Here is a 25,632-nt window from a genome sequence, read left to right on the forward strand (position 1 = left end):
AATGTGATATCCTGCGCAACGCGCTGTCAGTCGGAGATACGCACTGGCGGCGGCGGCGTCAATGATTTCGCGTCCAACGTGCCGAAGGGAATTGACAATGAAGCTGTCGACAAAGGGCCGGTATGCCATGGTGGCGCTGGCGGACATTGCGCTGCAGCCCTCGGACAAGATCGTGACACTGGGTGAAATCTCGGAACGGCAGGATATCTCGCTGCCGTATCTTGAGCAGTTGTTCGTCAAACTGCGTCGCGCCGAGCTTGTGACCTCGACCCGAGGTCCGGGGGGAGGATATCGCCTTGCGCGGCAGCCCTCCGAGATTCGTGTGGTCGAGATTCTGTCGGCCGTCGATGAGACGGTGGATGCGTTGACCAAAGGGGCCGGTGCTACGGGTGCGTCCTCGGGCAGCCGGGCGCAATCCCTGACAAACCGGCTTTGGGAAAGCCTCAGCGCTCATGTCTATGTGTTCCTGCACCAGACCCGCCTGTCGGACGTGATCAAGAATGACCTCGCGCCCTGTCCTGCGGTTCCGAGCCTGTTTGCTGTTGTGGATGAGTGATCCGTAGCCTCTGAGTACAAGTTTCAGAAATATCCGGGAAAAGATGACTCCATGAATCGCGTTTATCTCGATCATAACGCCACCACGCCTTTGCGACCCGAAGCACGGGACGCGATGGTTGCGGCGATGGATGTCTGCGGAAACCCATCCTCGGTCCATGCCGAGGGGCGGGCGGCGAAGGCTTTGATCGAACGCGCACGGGCACAGGTGGCCTCGGCCTTTGGGGCGGATGGTGCGGATATTGTGTTTACTTCGGGATCAACCGAGGGGGCTGCATTGGCTCTGTCTGGCCGGAAAATTCACGGCACGTCTATTGAGCATGACGCGATAAGGTCTTGGATTACTGAGGATATCCCGGTTTCTTCTGACGGGTTGGTCGCTCTGTCCGATCCGGCAAACGCGACACTGCAGGTTGCGAACTCGGAAACGGGTATTGTTCAGACGCTGCCCAAGGGGCTTGCGGTGACCGATGCGACTCAGGCGTTCGGCAAGCTGCCGATTGCGTTCAACTGGATGGACGTTCAGATGGCGCTGGTGTCTGCGCATAAACTGGGTGGCCCAAAGGGGATCGGAGCCATCGTGATGAAACGCGGCACGGATCTGCCTGCTCAGATCAAGGGTGGCGGGCAAGAGATGGGGCGGCGATCTGGAACCGAAAATGTCATTGGAATCGCGGGGTTCGGGGCCGCTGCTGAAGCGGCTGCCAAAGATCTCGCCAATGGTGTTTGGGAGCAGGTCGAGGAATTTAGAAATATTCTAGAAAACGCTCTTGAGGCTGGTGAAAGATCACCTATTTTTGTCGGGAAAGACCAGACTCGCCTGCCGAACACGTCATGTTTCGCGTCACCTGGTTGGAAGGGTGAAACGCAGGTCATGCAGATGGACCTGTCTGGTTTTGCGGTCAGTGCGGGCTCGGCCTGTTCAAGCGGAAAGGTTCGCGCCAGCGCTGTTCTGACCGCGATGGGATTTGATGAGGGGACAGCAGCCAGCGCAATCCGCGTTTCGCTGGGACCTCGGACTACCAAGGAAGATGTGCTGCGTTTCGCCGAAACGTGGCTTGAGAAAGAGAAAAAGCATCGCGCGCGGGCCGCGTGATCTGACGGAGGGTAAACAATGGCCGCTTTGGACCAGACCCAGGTAAAAGAGGGTGTCGATCAGGAAACCGTGGATGCGGTGCGCGAGGTCAGCACTTATAAATACGGCTGGGAAACCGAGATCGAGATGGAATACGCGCCCAAAGGCGTGAACCCTGATATCGTTCGGCTGATCTCGGAAAAGAACGAAGAGCCTGAATGGATGACCGAATGGCGTCTGTCGGCCTTCGAGCGCTGGACCAAGATGGAAGAGCCGAAATGGGCCATGGTCAACTATCCTGAGATCGACTTTCAGGACCAGTATTACTATGCCCGTCCGAAATCCATGGAAGAGAAACCCAAATCCCTGGATGAGGTCGATCCCAAGCTTCTGGCTACTTATGAAAAGCTGGGCATCCCCCTGAAAGAACAAATGATTCTGGCTGGTGTCGAAGGCGCCGAAGATATGCCCGCCGAAGGCCGCAAAGTGGCCGTCGATGCCGTGTTCGACTCGGTTTCTGTTGGCACGACCTTTCAGGCCGAGTTGAAAAAGGCCGGCGTGATCTTTTGCTCGATCTCGGAAGCAATCAAAGAGCATCCTGAACTGGTGAAGAAATATCTGGGCACCGTGGTTCCGGTGTCGGACAACTTTTATGCCACGCTGAACTCGGCTGTGTTCTCGGATGGCTCGTTCGTCTACATTCCGCCGGGTGTCCGCTGCCCGATGGAGCTGAGCACCTATTTCCGTATCAACGCGGAAAACACCGGCCAGTTCGAACGGACCCTGATCATCGCTGATAAGGGCTCGTACGTGTCTTATCTGGAAGGCTGCACCGCACCGCAGCGCGACACCGCACAGCTGCACGCGGCTGTGGTCGAGATCATCATCGAAGAAGACGCCGAGGTTAAATATTCAACCGTTCAGAACTGGTTCCCCGGGGATGAGAACGGCAAAGGCGGCATCTACAACTTCGTGACCAAGCGTGCCGACTGCCGTGGGGATCGCTCCAAGGTGATGTGGACGCAGGTCGAAACCGGCTCGGCCGTAACCTGGAAATACCCGTCCTGCATCCTGCGTGGTGAGGAAAGCCAGGGTGAGTTCTACTCGATCGCGATTGCCAACAACTATCAGCAGGCCGACACCGGCACCAAGATGGTTCACCTGGGCAAGAACACCAAGTCGCGCATCGTCTCCAAGGGTATCAGCGCGGGTAAAGCGCAGAACACCTATCGTGGGCTGGTTTCTATGCACCCGAAGGCCAAAGACAGCCGCAACTACACCCAGTGTGACAGCTTGCTGATTGGCGACAAATGCGGGGCGCATACGGTTCCCTATATCGAGGTCAAGAACAACTCCTCGCGCGTTGAACACGAGGCGACGACCTCGAAGGTGGACGACGATCAGCTGTTCTACTGCCGTCAACGTGGCATGGATGAGGAAGAGGCCGTGGCGCTGGTTGTCAACGGGTTCTGCAAGGACGTGCTGCAGGCGCTGCCGATGGAATTTGCGATGGAGGCCCAGCAGTTGGTGGCCATCTCGCTTGAAGGGTCTGTGGGTTAAGCCCAAGCTCCTCTGAAATCAGAATTTACGCGGGGGCCGTGCGCCCTCTTGCGATACGCAAAAGGACTAAAAATGCTGGAAATCAAGAACCTGCACGTAAAGCTTGAAGAAGAAGACAAACAAATCCTCAAAGGTGTGGACCTGACGGTTGAGGCCGGTAAGGTGCATGCGATCATGGGGCCGAACGGCTCGGGCAAGTCGACGCTCAGCTATGTGCTTTCGGGGCGTGATGGCTATGAAGTCACCGAAGGTTCTGCCTCTCTGGACGGTGAGGACCTGCTTGAAATGGAGCCGGAAGAGCGTGCCGCAGCCGGTGTGTTCCTCGCGTTCCAATACCCGGTTGAGATCCCGGGCGTTGGCAACATGACCTTCCTGCGCACCGCTGTGAACGCGCAGCGCAAAGCGCGCGGGGAAGAGGAGCTTTCGGCCGCGGACTTCCTGAAGCTTGTGCGCGAAAAGGCGAAATCTCTGAAGATCGACGCGGATATGCTGAAGCGTCCGGTCAATGTCGGCTTCTCGGGTGGTGAGAAAAAGCGCAACGAAATCCTGCAGATGGCGATGCTGGAGCCCAAAATGTGCATTCTGGACGAGACCGACTCGGGCCTCGACGTGGATGCGATGAAGCTGGTCTCGGAAGGCGTGAACGCGCTGCGGGATGAGGGGCGTGGTTTCTTGGTCATCACCCACTATCAGCGCTTGCTGGACCATATCAAACCGGATGTCGTTCACATCATGGCCAATGGCCGCATCGTGAAATCGGGCGGTCCCGAGTTGGCGCTGGAAGTTGAAAACAACGGCTACTCTGACATTCTTGCCGAGGTGAACTGATGGCTTTACCGCAAGCAAAACAGACCGCAACCGAAGAGCGTCTGGCGTCGTTGACGATGCCTGATCCGGGCTGCACCAAGGCCGCGCGCCAAGGGGCTTTGGCCCGCGTACGCGAAATGGGGCTGCCCAGTCGGCGCGATGAATACTGGAAGTATACACGTCCGGATACGCTGGTCTCGACCGACGCGCCTAAGGCCGCCATTTTCGAATCGGGCGAGTCGATGGTGTTCAACGATGTCGATCGGCTGCAGATCGTGTTTGTCGATGGCGTGTACGACGCCGAGGCCTCGGATGATCTGAGCCTTGAAGGGGTCAAGATCGACCGGCTGGAAGATATCTGCTGCAAGGACATCCACTGGGCCAAAGATCTGTATGGCAAGCTAGAGGAGCGGGGCCAGACGCCGGTAGAGCGCCCTCTGGCTGCTTTGAACACCGCGTTCGCGACCGACGGCGTGGCCATCCATGTAACCGGCAAACCGTCGAAACCGATCAATCTGGTATACCGTCACGAATCCGAAGATTCCGATGCCATCCTGCACCATGTGGTCCGCGTTGAAAGTGGTGCCGAAGCCACGATTCTCGAGGTCGGTCCCGCCGCGTCGCGCTTTAACAAATGTATGGAAATCGACATCGCCGACAACGGAACCTTGCACCACGTACGGGCGCAGGGCCGCGATCATGAACGTCGGGCCGTGACCCACATGTTTACGCGCCTCGGTCAGGAATCGACCTACAAGTCGTTCACTCTGACAGCCAATGGTGTGCTGACCCGTAACGAGCAGGTGGTTGAACTGACCGGTGACGATGCCGTGGCCCATGTGGCCGGTGCTTGCGTCGGGGACGGTGACTTTCACCACGACGATACCGTTTTTGTCACCCATGACGCGGTAAATTGCGAAAGTCGTCAGGTGTTCAAGAAGGTGCTGCGCAACGGCGCGACAGGCGTTTTCCAGGGCAAGATCCTTGTGAAGGAAGGCGCGCAGAAAACCGATGGCTACCAGATCAGCCAGTCACTTTTGCTGGACGATGACAGCCAGTTCCTCGCCAAGCCCGAGCTTGAAATCTATGCCGATGACGTCGCCTGTTCACACGGGTCGACCTCGGGCGCGATTGACGAGACCGCTTTGTTCTACCTGCGCTCGCGCGGGGTTCCAACGAAGGACGCCACCAACATGCTGACGCTGGCTTTCCTTGCCGAGGCGGTGGAGGAGATCGAGGACGAGACACTGGCCGAAGAGATCGTGACCCGTCTGGAAGGCTGGCTTTCGCGTCACAGCTGATATGCCGGTCTCATCAGATATCGTTGCCACATACCGGGGGCCGGGGCGCGTTGTGCGCCGGCTTCTGGATATGGGGCCGCGCGAAGACCGGGCGCTGATCTTCGTCATGAGCTTTTGCATTGTTGCGTTCATTGCGCAGATGCCCAGCCTTGCGCGCCGTGCGCATCTTGAGCAGGTCGAGTTGAACATGCTGTTGGGCGGAGCGTTGTTGGGCTCGGTCTTTATACTGCCCTTGTTCTTCTACACGCTGGCCCTGGTGTCACATTGGGCCGCGCGTCTGGTGGGCGGGCAGGGCAGTGCCTATGGCGCCAGACTGGCATTGTTCTGGGCGCTCCTGTCCTCGGCGCCTTTGGTTTTGCTGAACGGGCTGGTCGCCGGGTTCATTGGCCCCGGTCCGACACAAACTTTGGTCGGATTGATTTGGGTTGCCGTTTTTGTCTGGTTCTGGTTATCCGGATTGCGACAAGCACAAAGGTCGGCTGAATGACTATCCCCCCACTGGGCCCATTGGCGAGCCTGACGCTCAGAAAACCTGCCGAAGCGGCGCGACAGATTTTGGACCTCAAACCGGGGCGAGAGGTTCTGTGGCTGGCGTTCTTTCTGGCCGTTGTCCTCAATTGCATTGCGCAATTGGGCATAGATCTGTCCATCGCCGCATCAGGTGGCCCAACGGTATCCCAATCTGTCCCAGTTGTTTTGATCCGATCCGCCGGAAGTATGCTGTTCAGCATTCTGGCCTTTCTCTATGTCGGGCGCTTTTTAGGTGGGACGGGCCGTTTCGAAGATCTGATGATCCTGACGATCTGGCTTCAGTTTCTGCAAATTGTCGCATTGGTCGCGACCTTGGCGCTGAGCTTGGTTGCGATCACCTTTATGGCCCCTCTGATCCTGGCAACGGCGATCTATAGCCTCTACATAACGCTTCATTTCCTGAATGAGGCGCATAAGTTTGGGTCGCTGGGCAAGTCCTTTGGTGTCATTTTGTTGACGGCGTTGCTGGCGGTACCTTTTGTCCTATTTCTCAACCCGTTGGGTCCTGTCTAGAAAGTTCTCTCATGTATGATGTGCAGAAAATCCGGTCTGATTTCCCGATCCTGTCGCGGCAGGTGAACGGCAAACCCCTGACATATCTGGACAATGGCGCGTCGGCGCAGAAACCTCAGGTTGTGATTGACGCCGTAACGCGCGCCTATGCCGAGGAATACTCCAACGTGCATCGCGGGCTACACTACCTCTCGAACCTCGCGACCGAAAAATACGAGTCCGTTCGCGGCACCGTTGCGCGTTTTCTGGGGGCTGTGGATGAGGATGAGATTGTCCTGAACTCTGGCACGACCGAGGGGATCAATCTGGTCGCCTATGGCTGGGCCATGCCCCGGCTTGAGGCCGGGGATGAGATCGTTCTCAGCGTGATGGAGCACCACGCCAACATCGTGCCCTGGCATTTCCTGCGCGAGCGTCAGGGTGTGGTGTTGAAATGGGTCGATGTCGATGCGGATGGCGGGCTTGAACCGCAAGCCGTGATTGACGCAATCGGCCCCAAAACCAAGCTGGTCGCGGTCACGCAATGTTCAAACGTTTTGGGCACTGTTGTCGACGTCAAGGCCATCACCGCAGGCGCGCATGCCAAAGGCGTTCCGGTTCTGGTCGATGGCAGCCAAGGCGCGGTTCACATGCCGGTCAACGTGCAGGATATCGGCTGTGATTTCTATGCCATCACCGGGCACAAGCTTTACGGTCCATCCGGTTCCGGCGCGATCTATATCAAATCCGAACGCATGGCCGAAATGCGCCCCTTCATCGGCGGCGGTGACATGATCAAAGAGGTCAGCAAGGATCAGGTCATTTACAATGATCCACCGATGAAATTCGAAGCTGGTACGCCCGGCATCGTCCAAACCATCGGTCTCGGCGTCGCGTTGGACTACATGATGGATCTGGGGATGGAGAACATCGCCAGCCACGAGGCGGGTCTGCGCGATTATGCCATGCAGCGTTTGACCGGCCTGAACTGGCTACAGGTTCAGGGTACACGGCCGGACAAGGCCGCGATCTTCAGCTTCACGCTGGATGGGGCAGGGCACGCGCATGATGTCTCGACGATTCTCGACAAGAAAGGCGTCGCGGTTCGCGCTGGTCACCATTGTGCCGGTCCTTTGATGGATCACCTCGGGGTGACGGCCACCTGCCGCGCCAGTTTTGGCCTCTACAACACCACGGATGAGGTCGACACCCTGATCGACGCGCTTGAACTGGCGCATGATCTCTTTGCCTAAATCTCGGCCGAGCCGGACAGTTTTCCAGTTGCACCCGGCTCGGAACAAGGTTAGCTAACGGCCAAGGCACCTGTAGCTCAGCTGGATAGAGCGCTGCCCTCCGAAGGCAGAGGCCAGAGGTTCGAATCCTCTCAGGTGCGCCATACAAATCTAAAAAATTTGGATACTGAAATTAACATGGATGCTCACTTTGATGAGCGACGCATTGCTTGTCCGATGTCGGTTCAACTTCCGTCAGACGGTTCGCGCCTCACCTCATTTCCTTGCGCTTTCCACGAAGTCTCCACGCGCTATTTTTTGTTTAAGCTCTTCGGTGAAAACAACATCGGCAGATTGCTCGTTGCCATGCGCAAGTCCCAACCAATTGCCCATGAAATGTGAAAGAATATCTTCGACCAATGTGAGCGCAAACTCTTGCTGTATCGCGTTCGCAAACTGTCTTGCGTTCGTCATTTTAAAGGTTTGTAGATGTGGTCTGGTCAGGACTTTGGCTAGGTTTTCATATTGCGCACCAATATGCCCAAACTCCCAGTACCTTGATCCATCCTCGCGATCACTCGACGCAAGCATCAACCTTTGCTTGGATGACTTGGAAAAGGCGATTGAGCGCCCCTCAATATGTAGAATGAACACAAACCCAGGTGCATCTCGATCATAGGATTCATACTCATGTAAGAAAACGTTGCCGCGATCTGTCCGAACTGTTCTGGTGTTCAAATCAAACCAGAAAGTCAGGACTGTAAGGCTCAAGTAGCTTTTTTCCTTGCCGGTTTTGAGTGGCTTGGTTTCGCGGATGTCACCTACAAAGCGCTTATTTCCGTCTCCATCGATGAACATCTTTTTTCCTTTACGATCAGCGTAGTCTTCGGGCTGGCGCAATTAATCTGCTCAATAACCGACTAAAGCGTTTCGGGTTTTTCCTGAATCATCAAGTGACACGAATGTCCCGAGAACGCTGAAAGCATGGCAGGGTATTCGTGTCGCAGGTTTAACCCGAAGCGACGTAATTTTTGAATCCTCAATGACGGATTTTCACAGTGTAAGACACTTCAGGGCCGCAGACATGCTACCCACCTTAACCAAACCGGGTTCGCGAGGTTCAAACGGCGCGGCTATGCTCTGCAAATCAGCGGGAGTGGGTAGGCAATTGTACTACCGATCGAGGACGAGCTTTACACGATAAAGGGCAGACCAATCGGCCTGCCATGCACTATCGCATTCGATTGAAGTACGGCCTAGCCGCGCCACGTGCGGACGATGCCGCAATCCATATGGACGAAGTTCGAACGGTAGTATTGCCCAACACCGCCTGCACGGCAGGACATGGCCGCCTTGGCCATCTGCGAAACCGAGCGGGACGCGAGGCGCAGGTCAGCCGCCTGTCCTTGCATATGCAGCGATTTCCGCGCCACCCGGCGCGATTTGGACCGCAGCATCGCGTTGGTCTGCGGTGAGCGATACCCCGACAGGAGCATATAAGGCTCATCAGCGTTCAGAAGGTTGTGCGATGCGGCCATGATGTCGATTGTGCGCAAATCCATGGACTTCACCTGGTCGGTACGCCAGTCGCGCATGAAGTGGTTCACCTCTTTCACGGCGTCTTTGATATATTTGCCGTCAACCCAGTAAACCATATCAATCCGCTCACCCGTGCGACCGGAATACATGCGGATGCGGCGGATATCGCCACCCCCACGAAGAAACCCTGCTGCGTTGGAATAAGTCGGTGCTGCCGCCACGGCCGTTGCCGCAAATGCGCCCAGAAGGGCACGACGGGTAATACCCGAAGTACTGCTCTTGGTCATTTTTCTTGTCGTCCCGTACTGTTCCTGCCTGCGCACGATGTTACGTGCACTGTCTTAATATTTTCCCATCCCAGATGGCGAATGTATGGCACAGTTGGATTCGTGGGCCAAGAAGTCTTTGAAATACACCTTTGTCAGGGGGAATTTTCGGCAGTTTTTTGCGCAGATGATGCAAATGAGTCATTTTATTCAGCAACTGAGGGTTTTCGGCATCGGGTAGATGCAAACGCGCATCAGGGTGTAAAAGAAGGAAATAAGTAAGGTATTTGTGAATAGACAAGGCCAATGACTGAAAACCATATATAAATAAAACGACAGCTAGCATCGCATAAGTTATTGAAGAACCAAGGCCATCCCATGCTCTCAGTGTTACGGACCAGTACAAGTTTTGTTTTTACCGCCTGTTTTCTGGCGACGGCCTCTATGGCGAACGCGTCGTCAGGCGAGGGATCGAACACGGCTTTTCGGATGGCGGTTGCTGAAAATACCTCTGCCTCTGATCAGATTGCCGAGTTTTACCGCAACAATGGCTTTGCGCCTTTGTGGGTCGGAGAGACGCCAGAACACGCCAAACGCCGGGCGGCGTTGATCAAAGCCCTGTCCGAGATCGAGCGCCATGGATTGCCTGCTGCGTATGACGTTCAGGCGTTGCTCGATCAGATGTCTGAGGCGCGCTCGGTTCGTGACATGGGCACGGTCGAGGCTGAGCTGACCCGTGTTTTTCTGACTTACGCAGACGATATCCACTCTGGAGCGTTGCGCCCAGCCAGTATTGACGACGGTTTGGTGCGGAAAGTTGAACGGCTTGATGCAAACCAGCATCTGAAGGCGCTCAGCGCGCAAGGTGCGGCGTATTTTGAAACTCTGATCCCGCAAACGGCCCAGTATCGCGCTTTGATGAAGCAAAAGATCGCACTGGAAAACCTGATCAGCCAGGGAGGTTGGGGGCCGACTGTTCCGGTGTCCAAACTGGAATACGGCGATGCTGGCCCGAATGTGATCAAGCTGCGCAACCGGTTGGTCGCCATGGGCTACCTCAAACCCACAGCCAGCCCGGATTTTGATGACGCCCTTCTAGGGGCCGTTCAAGCGTTTCAAACAGCGCATGGGCTGGCCTCGGACGGTGTGGCCGGGCAGGGAACGATTACCGAGTTGAACCGACCAGCCTCGGACCGGCTGAAAGCCGTCTATGTCGCGTTGGAGCGTGAACGCTGGCTGCCACGCGAACGGGGCGAGCGGCATGTTCTGGTTAATCAGGCCGACTTCTCAGCCACGATCGTGGATGACGGGCTGGTCACCTTTGAGACCCGTGCCGTGATCGGCAAGAACGTGCATGATCGCCGGAGCCCTGAATTCTCGGACGAGATGGAGCATATGGTGATCAATCCAAGCTGGTATGTGCCACGCTCGATCATCACCAAGGAATACCTGCCCAAACTGCAATCGAACCCGAACGCGGTGGGCCATATCCAGATCACGGACCGCAGTGGTCGTCAGGTCAATCGGGGTGCTGTCGATTTCACCCAGTTCACCGCACGCAACTTTCCGTTCGCTATGCGTCAGCCCCCCAGCAAAAGCAATGCGCTGGGGCTGGTGAAGTTCATGTTCCCCAACAAGTACAACATCTATCTACATGATACGCCTCAGAAATCTCTGTTCGCGCGTGAGGTGCGAGCCTTCTCGCATGGATGTATCCGACTGGCGCAACCCTTCGATTTCGCCTATGCGCTGCTGGCCAAGCAGGAAGAGGATCCAAAAGCGTTCTTTCACCGCGTGTTGAATACTGGCAAGGAAACGACTGTGAAGCTGGACAAGAAAGTGCCGGTCCATCTGATCTATCGCACCGCCTATGTCGGCCCGAAGGGCGATGTTCAGTATCGTCGCGACGTCTATAAACGCGATGCCAAGATTTGGGACGCGCTGCAAAAGGCAGGGGTGGCCCTGCCGGACGTTCAGGGGTAAGCACTCAGGGTCATTCCTACCCAAGAGGACGCCCGCCATGCAGTTCACCATCCAACAGATCGCAGATAGCCTTGGGGCCGAATGTCAGGGTGAGACAGACCTGACAATTCTGCGTGCCGCTGAACCGGGTGATGCCGGACCAACCGATCTGGCGATGGCAATGTCCCCCAAATATGCCGAAACGCTTTCAGGCGGCGAGGCTCGTGCCGCGGTGCTGTGGGAAGGCGCGGATTGGCAGGCAATGGGCCTGCGCGCTGCGATCTTTGTCACGCGTCCCCGAATGGCAATGGCAGGTATCACGGCAATGCTGGATCGGGGGCAGGGTGTTGAGGTGGGCATTCACCCCTCGGCCGTTATCGACCCGACTGCTGAAATTGGCGAGGGTGCCTCGATCGGTCCGCTGGCCGTTATCGGCGCACGGGCAAAGGTTGGCGCGGGGTCGGTGATTGGCCCACACTGTACGATCGGAATGGACGTGGTGCTGGGTGAGCAGGCCCTGCTGCGCGAAATGGTTAGCATTGGTGCCCGCGCGCAAATCGGAGATCGCTTCATTGCCCAACCCGGGGCGCGTATCGGCGCCGACGGGTTCAGCTTTGTTACTCCTGAGGTTTCCGGTGCTGAAAACGCACGCAAGACGTTGGGCGATCAGGGCGATGCAAAAGCGCAAAGCTGGCTGCGCATTCATTCTCTGGGTGCGGTGGAAATCGGCGATGATGTCGAGGTCGGCTCGAACTGCACCATTGATAACGGCACCATTCGGAACACGCGGATTGGCGATGGATCGAAGCTCGATAACCTTGTGCATGTGGGTCACAACACGCGCGTCGGGCGCGATTGTCTTCTGTGCGGACAAACCGGCGTCTCTGGCTCGGTCGATATCGGGAATAATGTGGTTCTCGGCGGCCAGACCGGTGTGGTCGACAATATTTTCATCGGCGACGGTGTGATCGCAGCGGGCGGCAGCAAGATCCTGTCCAATGTGCCGGCCGGTCGGGTGATCATGGGCTATCCAAGCGTCAAGATGGAAACCCATACCGAGATGTATAAGGCGCAGCGCCGGTTGCCTCGTTTGGCCCGCGACGTCGAGGCACTGAAAAAGGCTGTTTCCAAACAGCCTCGGAGCGATTAAATCATCCTCAGATTGATAGCCAGGGGATCAACATGAGCATCAGCGACCGCGTCATCGCAATCATTGCAGAGCAGGCCGTTCTGGAGCCATCGGATGTTACACCCGACAGCACTCTTGCGGATCTGGGTATCGACAGTCTGGGTCTGGTCGAAAGCATCTTTGCCATCGAGGAAGAGTTCGACATCTCGGTTCCCTTCAACGCCAACGAACCCGAGGCCAATGATTTCGACATCTCGAACGTGGCCGCGATCATTGCCGGCATCGAACAGCTTGTGTCGGAAAAGGTCTGACCCGGAGTGATGAAACGGGTTGTCATTACCGGCGCGGGCACCATCAATTCGCTGGGCCATTCGGTCCCCGACACGCTTGAGGCCATGCGCGAAGGGCGTTGTGGAATCTCAAACCTGGAATTCCGCGATGTTGACCGTCTGGCGATCAAGATCGGCGGTCAGGTAAGGGGGTTTGAGGCCGAAGGGCGTTTTAACCGCCAGCAAATGTCTCTCTATGATCGGTTTACGCAGTTCACGCTGACTGCTGCGAAAGAGGCGATCGACCAGTCCGGCATTCAGTTCCACGGCGAACTTGCCGCGCGATCCGGTGTAGTTCTTGGCACCGCAGGCGGGGGGGTCTCGACCTGGGATGACAACTACCGCTCGGTCTATGAGGACGGCAAAAACCGGGTGCATCCCTTTGTGGTGCCCAAGCTGATGAACAACGCGGCCGCCAGCCATGTCTCGATGGAGCATAACCTGAAGGGCCCCAGTTTTACGGTTTCGACGGCTTGCGCGTCTTCGAACCACGCCATGGCGCAGGCGTTTCAGATGGTGCGCAGCGGTGCCGCGCCTGCGATGATCACGGGTGGATCGGAATCCATGCTGTGTTTCGGCGGCGTCAAGGCGTGGGAAGGTCTGCGCGTGATGTCAAAGGATGCCTGCCGACCTTTCAGCGCCAACCGCAACGGGATGGTGCAGGGCGAAGGAGCCGGTATCTTTGTGTTCGAGGAATACGAACACGCCCGCGCGCGCGGAGCAGATATCCTGTGCGAAGTTGCGGGATTCGCCATGTCCTCGGACGCGACGGATATCGTGATGCCCAGCAAGCAGGGCGCGGCGCGGGCAATGTCGGGCGCGCTGGTGGATGCAAAGCTGAACGCCAGTGATGTGTGCTATATCAATGCTCATGGCACGGGAACCGCCGCCAATGACAAAACGGAATGTGCTGCCGTGGCGGATGTTTTTGGACCGCATGCGGATGATTTGATGATCTCATCGACCAAATCCATGCATGGCCATCTGATCGGAGGCACCGGAGCGGTGGAGCTTTTGGCCTGTATCATGGCGCTGCGGGACGGCGTGATCGCGCCCACCATCGGCTATGAAGAACCCGACCCGGAATGCGCGCTGGACGTGGTGCCAAACGTCGCACGTGAAGCCAAGGTTGACGTGGCGCTCAGCAATGCGTTTGCGTTTGGCGGGTTGAATGCGGTCCTGGCGCTCAAAAGCGTCTGACCGCAGAAAAAAGCCGCCACAAAACTGCGGCGGCGATCTCAAATCCTATAGCGTTTCGGGTTAAACCTGAAACGATTTAGTTGACGTTAACGGCCAACCCGTCAAACGCCGAAGTGAAGCCCGACAAAGACATATCCATTGTCAGAACCTGATCGGGGAAGCGTGCCGGAACCAGCGAGAAGATCGCTTTACTGCCCGCCTTCATCGCGTCAATGTCACCCTGGCTGAGACCCAGCTGCGCAACGCAGCCAACGGGCAGACAATGGTGGTAATTGTACAGTTTGCGCGGCGCACCGTCGATCGACAAGGCCAGTTGCGCCTGTAGCAGAGTTTCCAACGGAACGATCACATTGGCCCATGCAACGGCTGCTCCGCCTTCGGGCAGCTTGCCTATGGACACTTCGGCAATCGGATCACCCTGAGGACCGTTCAGAACCTGAACGATTGCACAGGGATCTTCGCCCTCCTGCGCCTTGATGCAGGATACGTCCCAATCCCCGGATTGTTCTTTGACAAATTGTTCACCCACACGCGGGCCCGATTGTCCCAGGTCAAGGCCTGCGCCCACATCGGCACCAGAGCCTTCGGAGGTCGTTTCCTGCGCGCTGACCGCACCGCACATCAAAACGGCTGCCAGAGTGTTGAACGAGAGGAGTTTCTTGAACATGAATGCCTCGGTTTGCTGTTCGTTTTGCCTCGTCTAGCATCCTTCGTCGCGGCTGTCAGTCGTTAACCGAATGGCTGAGATCAATGTGAGCGATTTCTTGGGCCAAACCCCGCTTGGGAACCATTCCCGAAATAAGAAAAGAGGGCTGGTGGAGCAGCCCCCTTTTCCAATTTTTTCTCCCCGTCGGACTGGCCGACTTATTTATGCGCAGACGTTACGAAAGGCGAAAGCAGTGGTCAACCGCTATCGCGAAATTTTAATGTACTTATCAGCACAGTCCTAAAACCGCTGACTTTTTGGAAAAAAGCCGTGCCCGAAGGCACGGCCAGTCGACAGGGAGGAAGTGCCCCCTTCGCAACCGGGGGCCACAAAGGGAACGAATAGACTATGGCAGCCAAAGGTTAAGTTTGTATGCTGGTTGCGGATCAGTGAAAAAAGGCAGCGATTACATGGGTAAAGATATATTTCTGGGCGGTGCAGGCGACGGGTATGGAACGCCGCAAGGATTGACGCTGAAATATGCAAACCGCCACGGGCTGATCGCAGGGGCCACAGGCACCGGCAAGACGGTGACGCTGCAAATCCTGGCCGAAGGGTTTTCGCAAGCAGGCGTGCCGGTTTTCCTGTCAGATGTCAAAGGTGACCTTTCTGGATTGGCCATGGCAGGCAGTGACACCCACAAGTTGCATCAGGCTTTCATGGAACGCGCGGAACGGATCGGCTTTGACGATTTTTCCTATGCCGCATGTCCGGTCACGTTCTGGGACCTGTTCGGCCAAAAGGGACACCCGGTTCGAACCACTGTTACCGAAATGGGGCCTCTGCTGCTGTCGCGTCTGATGGAGTTGAGCGAGGCGCAGGAAGGGATTCTCAACATCGCGTTCCGGGTGGCCGATGAAGAGGGCATGCCGCTGCTGGATCTCAAGGACCTGCAGGCGCTACTGGTCTGGATTGGCGAGAACAGGGCACAGCTGTCTCTGCGCTACGGCAATGTCTCAACCGCCTCTATCGGAGCCATCCAGCGTCGTCTTCTGGTGTTGGAGAATCAGGGGGGCACCAACCTGTTCGGAGAACCGGCGCTGGATCTGGCCGATCTGATGCGAACGGACGAAAACGGGCAGGGGATGGTGAACATACTGGCCTCGGACAAGCTGATGGGCGCGCCTCGGCTTTATGCCACGTTCCTGCTGTGGCTGCTGAGTGAGCTGTTCGAAGAATTGCCCGAGGTCGGCGATCCGGAGAAGCCCAAGCTGGTGTTCTTTTTCGACGAAGCACATCTTCTGTTTGACGATGCGCCCAAAGTTCTGGTCGACAAGGTCGAGCAGGTCGCGCGCCTCATCCGCTCAAAAGGGGTTGGGGTATATTTCATCACGCAGAACCCTGCCGACATACCCGAAGATATTCTGGGACAGCTTGGCAACCGGGTTCAACACGCGCTGCGCGCCTTTACCGCGCGGGACCGCAAGAACCTGCGTATGGCGGCGGAAACCTACCGCGAGAATCCCGCCTTCGATACCGAGGCAGCGATCCGCGAGGTGGGCGTTGGTGAGGCCGTGACCTCGATGCTGCAGAAGAAAGGCGTGCCGGGGATTGTCGAGCGAACGCTGATTCGCCCGCCCGGGTCGCAGCTTGGGCCGATTTCGGATGCCGAGCGTAAGGGGGTGCTGCAAGCCTCTCCGATGGCGGCGAAATATGACACGTCGGTTGACCGGAAATCCGCTTTTGAAATCCTGCAAGCCCGCGCTGAGGCTGCCGCCAAACAGGCCGAGGCTGCCGAGGCGGAAGAGATCATCGAACAACAGACCCCGATGGAGCGTGAATATAGCTCGGCTCGGAGGTACTCGGGCAGCCGGGTTGGGCGATCAACCTCTCGGGTCGTGCGTAAGAAAGACACTTTTGCAACGGCGATGAGTGAAGCCGTCATCAAAGAGCTGAAGGGAACAACCGGCCGTCGCATCGTGCGGGGTATTCTGGGCGGGTTGTTCCGAAATCGCTGATCGGAGGCGCCCAGCACAGGGCGCCAACCGGCTTACTTCAGACGACGCTGGCCTTCCTGACGGCAATAGGCATCCGCCTGTTTCACCGACATCTTGGTGGCCGGGAAGTCAATCGCACGGTCCCAGGTCACACGATCATGACGGTAAAGCTGACAGGTCACGACGCCCTGCGGAGTGTTGACCTGAACAGGTGTGGTCTCAAGGTCTTCGGGCGACGGAATACAGGCCGTCAACGCGGCCAGAACTGGCAGCATCACAACGGCTTTGGTGATCAGTGTTTTCTTGGTCAAGTCGGATACTCTCATAGTGCGTATGATCGCAAAGATCGGTCGGGTTTATTCTGAGCATAGGCCGGACCCTTTGGTTCCGGACAATGAGCGGTAGTCCCGTGTACTCAGAAACCTCTTTAAAAATCAAGAAGCCGCGCCGGTTGAGGGGCGCGGCTTCCGTATTGTGATCGTGTTGCGTCTATTTCTCGGGGATCAACCCTCGGGGGCTGAACCTGAGAACAATCAGCAAGACCAGCCCCATCGTGAACAGGCGCATATGCGCCGCACTTTCGATCAGATGCGCCTTCAGCGCACTGCCATCAGGCATGCCCGAGGTAATCAGGTTCATCAGCCACAGGCCCATCGGCTCGACCTGAACCCACAGGAACCAGATCAGGAACGCACCCAGCACGGCGCCGAAATTGTTGCCCGAGCCACCGACAATCACCATCACCCAGACAAGGAAGGTAAAGCGCAGAGGGTTGTAGGTACCCGGCGTCAGCTGGCCGTCCAGCGTGGTCATCATCGCACCGGCGATACCGCAGATGGCAGAGCCAAGCACAAAGATCTGCAGGTGGCGTCGGGTGACATCTTTACCCATCGCCTCAGCTGCGACCTCATTGTCACGAATGGCCCGCATCATCCGGCCCCATGGGCTTTTCAGCGCCATCTGTGCCATCCACAGCAGCACCAGCAGAACGATCAGGAACAGCAGCGAATAGCCCAGCTTGACCGAAAGGGTCGATGCAATCACTGGATCAAGCCCCAACCAGTCCGCCCGCGCTAGGAACGAGGGGTCTTGCTGAAGCTCAACTTCATAGCCCACCACAGGCGAGGGGCGCGGGATGCCGTAGACGTTTTTGACGCCGCGGGCCAGCCAGTCCTCGTTCTTCATGACGGCGATGATGATCTCGGCAATTCCAAGCGTCGCAATCGCCAGATAGTCCGAGCGCAAACCCAGAGCCGTCTTGCCGATCAGCCATGCGGCACCTGCGGCCAGTATCCCTCCGGCAGGCCAGGCGAGCAGGACCGGCAGGTTCAGACCGCCGATGTTGCCGGCAACCGCCGGATCAATCGCCTCAATCGCGGCGACGTTCGGGTCAAAAACTGCACGGTAGACAAAGAACCCGACGATCAGGATTCCAACAATGGCCAACGTCTGCGTGCGCCCCTTCGGCATTTTTTGCGCCACCATAACAGCCGCAACAACGGTCGCGGCCCCCAAAAGCAGCGCCAGAATGACGCCATAGCCACCCTCGGACCAGGCTCCGGGCGTTGGCGGGGTCGACACCAGGACAACCGCCAGCCCGCCCAAGGCAACAAAGCCCATGACGCCGACGTTGAAGAGGCCCGCAAAGCCCCATTGCAGGTTCACACCGATCGACATAATGGCCGAGATCAGCCCCATGTTCAGGATCAGGATCGCCGCGTTCCAGCTTTGCGTGAAGCCGGTCAAAAGGATAAGCGCGCCAACTGTGACGAAAAGCAGGGTGTTCTTGGTAACCTCGCTCATACCGATTTTCCTTTGAACAGGCCCGTGGGCTTAAACAGAAGCACGATCAGCAGGATGGCAAAGCTGACGGCGAATTTGTAATCGGTAGAGAGGAACTGAACCAATCCCGACGGTTCCAGATTTTCCGGCGCCAGATAGGTCAGCACCTTCTTCCAGGCGTATGTGATGGTTACCTCGGAAAACGCAATGATGAAGCCACCCGCGATGGCACCCAATGGGTTGCCCAAGCCTCCGACAATGGCCGAGGCAAAAATCGGCAGCAGAAGCTGGAAATAGACGAAGGGCTTGAAGCTTTTATCGAGGCCATAAAGCACGCCCGCCGTGGTCGCCAATGCGGCCACGATGATCCAGGTGATCATCACCACGCGCTCGGGGTTGATGCCGGACAGCAGCGCCAGATCCTCATTATCCGAATAGGCGCGCATCGATTTGCCGGTGCGGGTTTTGTTCAAGAACCAGAACAGAGCGGCCACGGCAATCACCGCCACAACAACCGTAATAGCCTGAGAAGTCTTGATCGCAAGCCCTTCGTTCAACCCGGACCAAGCCTTGAAGTCCCGCGCCTTGATCAAAAACCGCGCGCCGTCCGAGAACCTCTGATCATCCGGCCCGATGATGAAGCGGACGACACCGTTCATAATGAACATCACGCCCATGGACACGATCACCAGAATAACCGGTTTGGCCTTTTGTTCGCGGTAGAAGCGATAGACCAGCCGGTCGGTGACCAGCACCAGAACGATACAGCCCAGAATGGCGAAGGGCAGGGCGAGCAGAGCCGTCGGCAACGGCCCGAAACTGACCCCTGCGGCTTGTAAGCCCCAGGTGACCAGAACCGCGATCATCGCGCCAAAGGCCATCGTGTCGCCATGGGCAAAATTCGAGAACCGCAGGATGCCATAAATCAGCGTCACCCCCAACGCGCCCAGCGCCAACTGGCTGCCATAGGCGATTGCGGGAACAAGAACGAAGTTGGAGAGCGCCACAAGGGCGTTAAGAAAGTCCATTAATCTTCTCTTGTTGTAGGAAGTTCCGATTGAGGCGAGCGTTTTCGCCGATCAGCAATATGCGCCAACAAACCGATTGCGACACCAATCACTAAAGTGGTTAGGCCTTGGTCGATCGCGTCACCCGATGTTTCTACGCTTCCAAGATAGCGAGCGACTGCATCGGGGTGCCCATCAAATAGCGTTGCCACAAAAAAACCCATTGAAACACGAAGTAGTCCAAGGGCGATTGCAAGCCAAGCGATGACCTTGCCAGCATAAACAAAGAACATCGTCACCCTCCCAAGAAACTCTTACGCACTTCGGGATCGGCCAGCAGTTCCTTGCCCGTGCCGGTATAGGCGTTCCGCCCCTGAACCAGCACATATCCCTTATCCGCAATCTCCAAGGCCTGACGGGCGTTCTGTTCGACCATGAGGATCGGCAAACCGGTGCGCGAGACCTCGATGATCCGGTCAAACAGCTCATCCATCACAATGGGCGAGACACCGGCGGTCGGCTCATCCAGCATCAAAACCTTCGGCTGCGTCATCAGCGCACGGCCCACAGCAACCTGTTGACGCTGACCGCCAGATAATTCGCCCGCTGCCTGATGGCGTTTGTCGCGCAGAATGGGGAACAACTCAAAGACCTGCTCCATCGTCTCGGAAAAATCATCCCGCCGGATAAACGCGCCCATTTCAAGGTTCTCTTCCACCGTCATCGAGGTGAAAATGTTCGAGGTCTGCGGCACAAACCCCATCCCCTTTATCACCCGGTCCTGCGGCGACAACTGCGTGATGTCCTCTCCATCCAGACGCACGGTGCCTGAACGTACATCCAGCATGCCGAACAGGGCCTTCATTCCGGTCGATTTGCCCGCTCCGTTCGGACCAACGATGACGGCGATCTCGCCCCGATCCACAGCAATCGAGCATTCGTGCAGAATATCCGGCCCCTTGCCATATCCACCGGTCATCGTGTCGCCAATCAAGAAAGGCTCAGCCATTCACAGAATCCTTCTTCATCTGGCCAAAAATACCTCGGGGGAGCGCGCCTTGCGCGCGGGGGCAGCGCCCCCGGACCAAAAGATCGAGTGCGCCGCAGGCGCTCCGCTGGATTGCACACCTCACGCCCCGGCCTCCAACTTGTCCTTGTTTTTCAGGCCGGTGCCCAGATAGGCCTCGATCACATGTTCATTGGCCTTGATCTCGTCCAGGGTTCCCTCGGCCAGCACCTTGCCCTCGGCCATGCAAATGACCGGGTCGCAGATCTTGCCGATGAAATCCATGTCATGCTCGATGACGACAAAGGTATAGCCGCGTTCCGTGTTCAGACGCAGGATCGTGTCGGCGATGGTCATCAGCAGGGTGCGGTTCACACCCGCGCCGACCTCGTCCAGAAACACGATCTTGGCGTCGACCATCATGGTACGGCCAAGCTCCAGCAGCTTCTTCTGCCCGCCCGAAACCTGACCCGCCTTGTGGTCCGCCAGATGCGCGATGGTCAGGAACTCCAGCACTTCATCGGCCTTGGCCCGTAGCGCGCGTTCTTCATCAGCGATCCGTTTGCGACCAAACCATGTGTTCCACAGCGATTCCCCGGATTGCGCACCGGGCACCATCATCAGGTTCTCGCGGCAGGTCATTGACGAGAACTCATGCGCGATCTGGAAGGTGCGCAACAGGCCCTTGTGAAACAGCTCGTGCGGAGGCAGGCCGGTAATATCTTCACCATCCATCACCACCTTGCCGCTGGTCGGCGGCAAGACACCCGCGATCACATTGAACAAAGTGGTTTTTCCGGCTCCGTTCGGTCCGATCAGACCGGTGATCGAGCCCTTTTGGATTTCCAGCGATGCCCCATCCACCGCATGAAACCCGCCGAAATGCTTATGCACGTCTTCGACGACGATCATCTTTTCCCCTAGCCGCCGTTTTTCGGCGTTGTTGATTTATCCCTGTACGAAAGGTGCGGGTTTTTGACATTGAAACAGCCCGGACACAAGGCCCGGGCTGCTTGTTATTATGACTGTTAACGTAAGATCAACGGAAGTTAACGGTTTTGTTCTCGCCGTCGGTGACTTCGATCTCACGGTAGGAACCCGCGCTTTCACCGGGGCCGATCAGCTCAACACCCGAGGCACCGACATAGTCGATCTCCTGACCGGCAGCGAGCAGTTCCAGACCCTTGGCCAGTTCACCCGGATAGATCTTCTCACCCGGCGCGTTGGCAACATCCATGATCTTCCCGCCATAGTCCGCCGGGGTGGTCGAGCCTGCGGCCTGCATGGCCAGCATGAACAGGGCAGCAGCGTCATAGGATTCCGGCGAATAAGGCGACGAGCCGTCGAAACCTGCGGCCTCGGCCATGGCAAAGTACTTCTCGGCACCTTCACCACCCGAGCCAGCAATCTGACCGAACGAGCCATTCAGGTCGGGGCCGACATTGGCGGGCAGCGAGTCGCCAATCATGCCGCCGGGCAGACCGAACGTGTCAAACGCGCCGCTGTCCAGAGCAGACTGGATGATGCCAAGACCACCTTGGTCCAGATAGCCCGCAACAACCAGAATGTCGCCACCGGCCGAGGCCAGCGCGCCGACTTCGGCCGAATAGTCGGCTTTGCCGTCTTCGTGTGCCGCGACGATGGTCACTTCGCCACCCGAAGCCTCGTAGGACGATTGGATCGCGTCCGCCAGACCTTTGCCGTAGTCGTTGTTGGTGTAGGTCAGCGCGATCGAGCTGATGCCACGATCGTTAAGGATGTCGGCCATTACCTGACCTTCACGCGCGTCGGACGGCGCGGTGCGGAAGAACAGGCCGTTGTCTTCCATTGTCGACAGACCCGGCGAAGTGGCCGATGGCGAAATCATCACCATGCCATTCGGAATCGCGACGTTCTGCAGGATCGCTCCGGTAACACCCGAGCAGTCACCGCCGATGATGCCAGCAACGCCGTCGGCGATCATGCGTTCGCCGTTCGACGTGGACAGGCCGTTGTCGATGCAGCCGGTATCCGCGCGTGTTGCGGTTACAGTGGCACCGTCCAGCAGCTTGCCGGATTCGGTGACCTCGGCCATCGCCATCTCGGCGCCCGAACCCATGGCAGGCGCCAGCGATTCAATCGGGCCGGTGAAGCCGAACAGAACGCCCAACTTTACGTCTTCGGCCATTGCGGTGCCCGCCAGCAGAGCGGAGGCTGCAGTTGCAGTCAGCAGCTTTTTCATATGGTTACTCCCTATTGTGAACGTATTCGTTCTGCGCAAGACCCTAGGCAAGCATTCCGAAAAAGAAAAGTCCTAACGCAATCGTGTTTTTGCGCTTCATAATCCTATTTGTTCTCATGGTGATAACGCTGTCACTCCGAAAGGAAGCCACATGACGCTTAGACCCTTTGCGATTCTTGCCTTGATGATCAACGCAGGGCTCGCCTGCGCCGAAGAGCTTGAGACATCCCAAGGTCCGGTTCAGATCGACCCGATGATCGAAGGGCTGGATGCGCCATGGGCCGTTGGCATCCTGCCCGGAGAATCGTTTCTGGTGACCGAACGGGATGGCGATTTGCTTTATGTGTCGGACGGGAAATCTAAAACCGTGCAAGGGGTTCCGAAAGTTGCTGCCAGCGGGCAGGGCGGTTTGCTGGACGTGACCATCGCAAGGGATTTCCCACAGACGCGCGAGGTCTTTCTGACCTTCTCGAAACCTCAGAGCAATGGGGCCGGTACAGCGCTTGCCGTCGCGCGGCTGTCGGAAAACGGCAAACGCCTGACCAACACGCGCATCCTGTTCGAGGCCACGCCCGGAGGGTCGGGCGGGCGTCACTTTGGCTCTCGGGTGGTTGAGGCAGAGGACGGCAGTTTGTTTGTCACCATCGGCGATCGGGGGGACAGGCCGCAGGCTCAGGACCGCTCGAACCCAATCGGGTCGGTGATCCGCATCAACCGGGATGGCTCGGTTCCTGCAGATAACCCCTTTGTCGGGCAGGCTGGTATTCGGCCCGAGATCTGGTCCTACGGGCACCGCAACCCTCAGGGTGCCGATCTGGACGCGCATGGGCGCCTTTGGACATCCGAACATGGCGCGCGCGGTGGGGATGAGGTCAACCTCGTGCAACCCGGGCTGAATTTCGGCTGGCCGGTTATCTCATATGGGACGCACTATTCGGGCGAGGCGATAGGCGAGGGCACTGCCAAAGAAGGGATGGAGCAGCCGCGCCACTATTGGGACCCTTCCATCGCGCCGTCAGGGTTGATGGTCTATACCGGCGCGCTCTGGCCGGACTGGAGGGGCGACATTTTCGTCGGGTCGCTCAAGTTCGACTACATCGCCCGGCTGGAAGGCTCACCCTTGCGCGAGGTCGAACAGATCAGAGGCCCGGAAACCGAAAGGGTCCGGGACATCATTGAGGCCCCGGACGGGTCAATCTGGTTTATCTCGGTTGGTCAGGGCACGGTTTATCGAATGTCGCCTCTCTGATAGTCTGATATCCAATTGATGATTTTCCAAGCCATCCGACCGAACAAGCGATCCGGTGGCCAACATGATTTGGAGTTTGCAATGAGTGGCTTTGTAATTGAGCTGTGCAATTCGATGCCTCCAAAGAGCGAACTGAATTCGGTTCTGAATCAATATTACAAACTTATCGTCGAAAGAATGCACGCTATGGGGTTTGAGATTGACCCTGCGGCCCCTGAAAGCGCGCTGGCTGAATTCTGGGTCAATAAAGATGACTATTTGCCACCGAATGGTTGTATCGTTGTGGCCAGAAATCCGGCCAGAGACATTATCGGGTGCGGAATGTTAAAGCGTCTGGATTCTCAAACGGGTGAACTGAAACGGGTCTTTGTGACTGAAACGGCAAGGGGCACCGGTGCAGGGCGTGCCCTGATCGAAGCCCGCGAACAAGCTGCACGCGATATGGGCCTAAAACGTCTGGTCGCTGATACGCTTACACCAAATGTTGAAATGCGAAGTTTGTACCCCAAGCTTGGTTTCGTCGAGCTTGAAGAGCCAATCGAAACGACAACGTATTTGGATCAACCAATGCTACGAACGCACCTGCACTTCTTCTCAAAAGAGTTGTAGGTCCTTCTGCGATAGGGAATCAAACAGACAACCGTCCGCTCTGCGCGCCACGTTCACGGTAAGGCGTGGTATTGTAGTGCGCGCGGTAGCACTTGGAAAAATGACTCGGCGAGGCAAAGCCGCAGGCCAAAGCCACGTTTATCACGCTCATATCCGTCTGCATCAGCAGATTGCGGGCTTTGTGCAGCCGCAACTCCATATAATAGCGCTTGGGTGAGCGGCTTAGGTAGCGACGGAACAGACGTTCCAGCTGGCGGGTCGACATGCCGACATCTTTGGCCAGAATCGAGGGCGAGATCGGCTCTTCGATGTTCTTTTCCATCATCAGGATAACCTGGCTCAGCTTCGGATGCCGGACCCCGATCCGGGTGGGCGTGGACAGGCGCTGCGTGTCCTGATCTGTGCGGATCGAAGAATAGATCATCTGATCGGCCACGGCGCTGGCCAGACCCTCGCCATAGTCATTCGCGATCAGCTTCAGCATAAGATCAATGGATGAGGTGCCCCCCGCGGTCGTCATCCGGTTACCGTCGACCTGAAACACGGATTTGGTCAGTTCCACATTGTCGAACTCTTCAATGAAACTGTCCGAGTTTTCCCAGTGGATCGTCGCACGCTTACCCTCCAGCAGCCCCGCCTTGGCAAGCGAATAGGCTGCCGTACACAAACCACCGATCTGCAGCCCTTTGCGGGCCTCGCGCCGCATCCAGTTCAGGATTTTCTTGGTGGTTGCGGTTTTTACCTCGACCCCACCGCAGATCAGAATGATGTCATCGCGCTGCAGCTCGATCAGGTCCTGATCCAGCTTGAACGTGGTGCCCGCCGAACACGATATCATGTCACCACCTTCGCCGATGATAGACCAGGTGTAGACTGATTTGTCAGCCATACGGTTGGCAATGCGCAGGCTGTCCAGCGCCGACGCAAAGGACAAAAGAGAAAATCCATCCAGCAAGACGAATACAAAATTGATCGGCTTGTCGACGTTGCCGTCGACTTTGACAACTTGGCGTTGTTCTTGCATGGCTTTTTTGTCCTTGGTTCAGTGACCGATGCGCCTAGGATGCGCATGATTTTAAAAATACCATGATCAAAGCTTGTTTACGACGTCAAGAGCCGCAAATCGGATATGGCCTC

26 protein-coding genes and 1 tRNA gene are annotated in these 25,632 nt (G+C 57.2%); 16 read left to right on the forward strand and 11 right to left on the reverse strand.

Translation table 11 applies throughout. The annotated features are described in order from the left end of the window. The first annotated feature begins 97 nt into the window (after window positions 1-97). The 9 genes from iscR (at window position 98) to AC2FD8_RS10700 (ending at window position 7,717) form a co-directional block, all read left to right on the forward strand. Entirely contained in the window at window positions 98-556 is a 459-nt protein-coding gene (gene iscR / locus AC2FD8_RS10660) for a Fe-S cluster assembly transcriptional regulator IscR (RefSeq protein WP_496855938.1), read from the forward strand. Between the two features lie 51 nt (window positions 557-607). After that, window positions 608-1,651: a cysteine desulfurase family protein gene (locus tag AC2FD8_RS10665; RefSeq protein ID WP_496855939.1), complete on the forward strand. Its 1,044-nt coding sequence runs from the start codon at window positions 608-610 to the stop codon at window positions 1,649-1,651. A gap of 18 nt (window positions 1,652-1,669) precedes the next feature. Next, window positions 1,670-3,190: a Fe-S cluster assembly protein SufB gene (gene sufB, locus AC2FD8_RS10670; protein WP_496855941.1), complete on the forward strand. Its 1,521-nt coding sequence runs from the start codon at window positions 1,670-1,672 to the stop codon at window positions 3,188-3,190. Window positions 3,191-3,262: 72 nt separating this feature from the next. Further along, a complete protein-coding gene (sufC, locus tag AC2FD8_RS10675; RefSeq protein WP_496855943.1) occupies window positions 3,263-4,018 on the forward strand; it encodes a Fe-S cluster assembly ATPase SufC in 756 nt (251 codons plus the stop codon). Then, entirely contained in the window at window positions 4,018-5,298 is a 1,281-nt protein-coding gene (gene sufD / locus AC2FD8_RS10680) for a Fe-S cluster assembly protein SufD (protein ID WP_496855944.1), read from the forward strand. The genes sufC and sufD overlap by 1 nt, the downstream gene beginning before the upstream one ends. Window position 5,299: 1 nt before the next feature. After that, window positions 5,300-5,785 carry a YIP1 family protein gene (locus tag AC2FD8_RS10685; protein ID WP_496855946.1) on the forward strand — a complete coding sequence of 162 codons (486 nt, stop codon included), beginning with the start codon at window positions 5,300-5,302 and terminating at the stop codon, window positions 5,783-5,785. Then, window positions 5,782-6,342: a Yip1 family protein gene (locus tag AC2FD8_RS10690; RefSeq protein WP_496855947.1), complete on the forward strand. Its 561-nt coding sequence runs from the start codon at window positions 5,782-5,784 to the stop codon at window positions 6,340-6,342. Before AC2FD8_RS10685 ends, AC2FD8_RS10690 begins: the two co-directional genes overlap by 4 nt. An 11-nt stretch (window positions 6,343-6,353) precedes the next feature. Further along, window positions 6,354-7,574 carry a cysteine desulfurase gene (locus AC2FD8_RS10695; protein WP_496855949.1) on the forward strand — a complete coding sequence of 407 codons (1,221 nt, stop codon included), beginning with the start codon at window positions 6,354-6,356 and terminating at the stop codon, window positions 7,572-7,574. 66 nt (window positions 7,575-7,640) lie between these two features. Continuing rightward, window positions 7,641-7,717: transfer RNA gene (locus tag AC2FD8_RS10700), tRNA-Arg, on the forward strand. Window positions 7,718-7,829: 112 nt separating this feature from the next. Here the strand turns inward: AC2FD8_RS10700 and AC2FD8_RS10705 are convergent. Further along, window positions 7,830-8,411, reverse strand: a complete 582-nt coding sequence (locus AC2FD8_RS10705) for a hypothetical protein (protein WP_496855951.1) — start codon at window positions 8,409-8,411, stop codon at window positions 7,830-7,832. 398 nt (window positions 8,412-8,809) lie between these two features. Beyond that, window positions 8,810-9,379: a peptidoglycan L,D-endopeptidase MepK gene (gene mepK, locus AC2FD8_RS10710; protein WP_496855953.1), complete on the reverse strand. Its 570-nt coding sequence runs from the start codon at window positions 9,377-9,379 to the stop codon at window positions 8,810-8,812. A gap of 357 nt (window positions 9,380-9,736) precedes the next feature. Between mepK and AC2FD8_RS10715 the strand changes: the two genes are divergently transcribed. Genes AC2FD8_RS10715 through AC2FD8_RS10730 form a run of 4 tightly spaced genes read left to right on the forward strand, consistent with a single transcriptional unit; the run spans window position 9,737 to window position 13,978 of the window. Next, window positions 9,737-11,341 (forward strand): L,D-transpeptidase family protein, encoded by a 1,605-nt coding sequence (locus tag AC2FD8_RS10715; RefSeq protein ID WP_496855955.1) that lies wholly within the window; start codon window positions 9,737-9,739, stop codon window positions 11,339-11,341. A 37-nt stretch (window positions 11,342-11,378) separates the two neighbouring features. Next, complete coding sequence (lpxD, locus tag AC2FD8_RS10720; RefSeq protein ID WP_496855957.1) at window positions 11,379-12,470, forward strand: UDP-3-O-(3-hydroxymyristoyl)glucosamine N-acyltransferase; 1,092 nt, start codon at window positions 11,379-11,381, stop codon at window positions 12,468-12,470. Between the two features lie 32 nt (window positions 12,471-12,502). Next, window positions 12,503-12,760, forward strand: a complete 258-nt coding sequence (locus AC2FD8_RS10725; RefSeq protein ID WP_170373697.1) for an acyl carrier protein — start codon at window positions 12,503-12,505, stop codon at window positions 12,758-12,760. Window positions 12,761-12,769: 9 nt separating this feature from the next. Beyond that, window positions 12,770-13,978, forward strand: coding sequence for a beta-ketoacyl-[acyl-carrier-protein] synthase family protein (locus tag AC2FD8_RS10730; protein ID WP_496855959.1), 1,209 nt, complete (start codon window positions 12,770-12,772; stop codon window positions 13,976-13,978). A 76-nt stretch (window positions 13,979-14,054) separates the two neighbouring features. On the opposite strand, the gene AC2FD8_RS10735 is transcribed toward AC2FD8_RS10730, so the two are convergent. Then, a complete protein-coding gene (locus AC2FD8_RS10735; RefSeq protein ID WP_496855961.1) occupies window positions 14,055-14,645 on the reverse strand; it encodes an invasion associated locus B family protein in 591 nt (196 codons plus the stop codon). Window positions 14,646-15,094: 449 nt separating this feature from the next. Between AC2FD8_RS10735 and AC2FD8_RS10740 the strand changes: the two genes are divergently transcribed. Beyond that, window positions 15,095-16,642, forward strand: coding sequence for a helicase HerA-like domain-containing protein (locus tag AC2FD8_RS10740; protein ID WP_496855963.1), 1,548 nt, complete (start codon window positions 15,095-15,097; stop codon window positions 16,640-16,642). A gap of 32 nt (window positions 16,643-16,674) precedes the next feature. Here the strand turns inward: AC2FD8_RS10740 and AC2FD8_RS10745 are convergent, their stop codons facing one another. The 7 genes from AC2FD8_RS10745 to AC2FD8_RS10775 all read right to left on the reverse strand — a co-directional run bounded on the left by AC2FD8_RS10745 (window position 16,675) and on the right by AC2FD8_RS10775 (window position 22,637). Continuing rightward, window positions 16,675-16,947: a hypothetical protein gene (locus AC2FD8_RS10745; protein WP_475216016.1), complete on the reverse strand. Its 273-nt coding sequence runs from the start codon at window positions 16,945-16,947 to the stop codon at window positions 16,675-16,677. A 163-nt stretch (window positions 16,948-17,110) separates the two neighbouring features. Further along, entirely contained in the window at window positions 17,111-18,424 is a 1,314-nt protein-coding gene (locus AC2FD8_RS10750) for a branched-chain amino acid ABC transporter permease (protein ID WP_496855965.1), read from the reverse strand. After that, window positions 18,421-19,431 (reverse strand): branched-chain amino acid ABC transporter permease, encoded by a 1,011-nt coding sequence (locus AC2FD8_RS10755; RefSeq protein WP_496855967.1) that lies wholly within the window; start codon window positions 19,429-19,431, stop codon window positions 18,421-18,423. Before AC2FD8_RS10755 ends, AC2FD8_RS10750 begins: the two co-directional genes overlap by 4 nt. Beyond that, window positions 19,431-19,703 (reverse strand): hypothetical protein, encoded by a 273-nt coding sequence (locus AC2FD8_RS10760; protein WP_496855969.1) that lies wholly within the window; start codon window positions 19,701-19,703, stop codon window positions 19,431-19,433. Before AC2FD8_RS10760 ends, AC2FD8_RS10755 begins: the two co-directional genes overlap by 1 nt. A 2-nt stretch (window positions 19,704-19,705) precedes the next feature. After that, window positions 19,706-20,419, reverse strand: coding sequence for an ABC transporter ATP-binding protein (locus AC2FD8_RS10765; protein WP_496855971.1), 714 nt, complete (start codon window positions 20,417-20,419; stop codon window positions 19,706-19,708). A gap of 120 nt (window positions 20,420-20,539) precedes the next feature. Then, on the reverse strand, window positions 20,540-21,328 hold the full coding sequence (locus AC2FD8_RS10770) for an ABC transporter ATP-binding protein (RefSeq protein ID WP_496855973.1): 789 nt from the start codon (window positions 21,326-21,328) through the stop codon (window positions 20,540-20,542). A gap of 127 nt (window positions 21,329-21,455) precedes the next feature. Then, complete coding sequence (locus AC2FD8_RS10775) at window positions 21,456-22,637, reverse strand: ABC transporter substrate-binding protein (protein WP_496855975.1); 1,182 nt, start codon at window positions 22,635-22,637, stop codon at window positions 21,456-21,458. Window positions 22,638-22,788: 151 nt separating this feature from the next. Here AC2FD8_RS10775 and AC2FD8_RS10780 point away from each other — a divergent pair, with 151 nt between their 5' ends. Next, window positions 22,789-23,886 carry a PQQ-dependent sugar dehydrogenase gene (locus AC2FD8_RS10780; protein ID WP_496855977.1) on the forward strand — a complete coding sequence of 366 codons (1,098 nt, stop codon included), beginning with the start codon at window positions 22,789-22,791 and terminating at the stop codon, window positions 23,884-23,886. 81 nt (window positions 23,887-23,967) lie between these two features. After that, a complete protein-coding gene (locus AC2FD8_RS10785) occupies window positions 23,968-24,495 on the forward strand; it encodes a GNAT family N-acetyltransferase (protein WP_496855979.1) in 528 nt (175 codons plus the stop codon). Window positions 24,496-24,514: 19 nt separating this feature from the next. Here AC2FD8_RS10785 and AC2FD8_RS10790 read toward each other — a convergent pair whose 3' ends face one another. Continuing rightward, window positions 24,515-25,519, reverse strand: a complete 1,005-nt coding sequence (locus tag AC2FD8_RS10790; protein ID WP_496855981.1) for a GlxA family transcriptional regulator — start codon at window positions 25,517-25,519, stop codon at window positions 24,515-24,517. Window positions 25,520-25,632: the final 113 nt, after the last annotated feature.

It is taken from the genome of Ruegeria sp. YTSC192, from assembly GCF_059609705.1.

Bases quoted from the DNA above. Each gene is read 5' to 3' on its own strand.
- iscR (WP_496855938.1), top strand. From the start codon at position 98: ATGAAGCTGTCGACAAAGGGCCGGTATGCCATGGTGGCGCTGGCGGAC.
- AC2FD8_RS10665 (WP_496855939.1), top strand. From the start codon at position 608: ATGAATCGCGTTTATCTCGATCATAACGCCACCACGCCTTTGCGACCC.
- sufB (WP_496855941.1), top strand. From the start codon at position 1,670: ATGGCCGCTTTGGACCAGACCCAGGTAAAAGAGGGTGTCGATCAGGAA.
- sufC (WP_496855943.1), top strand. From the start codon at position 3,263: ATGCTGGAAATCAAGAACCTGCACGTAAAGCTTGAAGAAGAAGACAAA.
- sufD (WP_496855944.1), top strand. From the start codon at position 4,018: ATGGCTTTACCGCAAGCAAAACAGACCGCAACCGAAGAGCGTCTGGCG.
- AC2FD8_RS10685 (WP_496855946.1), top strand. From the start codon at position 5,300: ATGCCGGTCTCATCAGATATCGTTGCCACATACCGGGGGCCGGGGCGC.
- AC2FD8_RS10690 (WP_496855947.1), top strand. From the start codon at position 5,782: ATGACTATCCCCCCACTGGGCCCATTGGCGAGCCTGACGCTCAGAAAA.
- AC2FD8_RS10695 (WP_496855949.1), top strand. From the start codon at position 6,354: ATGTATGATGTGCAGAAAATCCGGTCTGATTTCCCGATCCTGTCGCGG.
- AC2FD8_RS10705 (WP_496855951.1), bottom strand. From the start codon at position 8,411: ATGTTCATCGATGGAGACGGAAATAAGCGCTTTGTAGGTGACATCCGC.
- mepK (WP_496855953.1), bottom strand. From the start codon at position 9,379: ATGACCAAGAGCAGTACTTCGGGTATTACCCGTCGTGCCCTTCTGGGC.
- AC2FD8_RS10715 (WP_496855955.1), top strand. From the start codon at position 9,737: ATGCTCTCAGTGTTACGGACCAGTACAAGTTTTGTTTTTACCGCCTGT.
- lpxD (WP_496855957.1), top strand. From the start codon at position 11,379: ATGCAGTTCACCATCCAACAGATCGCAGATAGCCTTGGGGCCGAATGT.
- AC2FD8_RS10725 (WP_170373697.1), top strand. From the start codon at position 12,503: ATGAGCATCAGCGACCGCGTCATCGCAATCATTGCAGAGCAGGCCGTT.
- AC2FD8_RS10730 (WP_496855959.1), top strand. From the start codon at position 12,770: ATGAAACGGGTTGTCATTACCGGCGCGGGCACCATCAATTCGCTGGGC.
- AC2FD8_RS10735 (WP_496855961.1), bottom strand. From the start codon at position 14,645: ATGTTCAAGAAACTCCTCTCGTTCAACACTCTGGCAGCCGTTTTGATG.
- AC2FD8_RS10740 (WP_496855963.1), top strand. From the start codon at position 15,095: ATGGGTAAAGATATATTTCTGGGCGGTGCAGGCGACGGGTATGGAACG.
- AC2FD8_RS10745 (WP_475216016.1), bottom strand. From the start codon at position 16,947: ATGAGAGTATCCGACTTGACCAAGAAAACACTGATCACCAAAGCCGTT.
- AC2FD8_RS10750 (WP_496855965.1), bottom strand. From the start codon at position 18,424: ATGAGCGAGGTTACCAAGAACACCCTGCTTTTCGTCACAGTTGGCGCG.
- AC2FD8_RS10755 (WP_496855967.1), bottom strand. From the start codon at position 19,431: ATGGACTTTCTTAACGCCCTTGTGGCGCTCTCCAACTTCGTTCTTGTT.
- AC2FD8_RS10760 (WP_496855969.1), bottom strand. From the start codon at position 19,703: ATGTTCTTTGTTTATGCTGGCAAGGTCATCGCTTGGCTTGCAATCGCC.
- AC2FD8_RS10765 (WP_496855971.1), bottom strand. From the start codon at position 20,419: ATGGCTGAGCCTTTCTTGATTGGCGACACGATGACCGGTGGATATGGC.
- AC2FD8_RS10770 (WP_496855973.1), bottom strand. From the start codon at position 21,328: ATGATCGTCGTCGAAGACGTGCATAAGCATTTCGGCGGGTTTCATGCG.
- AC2FD8_RS10775 (WP_496855975.1), bottom strand. From the start codon at position 22,637: ATGAAAAAGCTGCTGACTGCAACTGCAGCCTCCGCTCTGCTGGCGGGC.
- AC2FD8_RS10780 (WP_496855977.1), top strand. From the start codon at position 22,789: ATGACGCTTAGACCCTTTGCGATTCTTGCCTTGATGATCAACGCAGGG.
- AC2FD8_RS10785 (WP_496855979.1), top strand. From the start codon at position 23,968: ATGAGTGGCTTTGTAATTGAGCTGTGCAATTCGATGCCTCCAAAGAGC.
- AC2FD8_RS10790 (WP_496855981.1), bottom strand. From the start codon at position 25,519: ATGCAAGAACAACGCCAAGTTGTCAAAGTCGACGGCAACGTCGACAAG.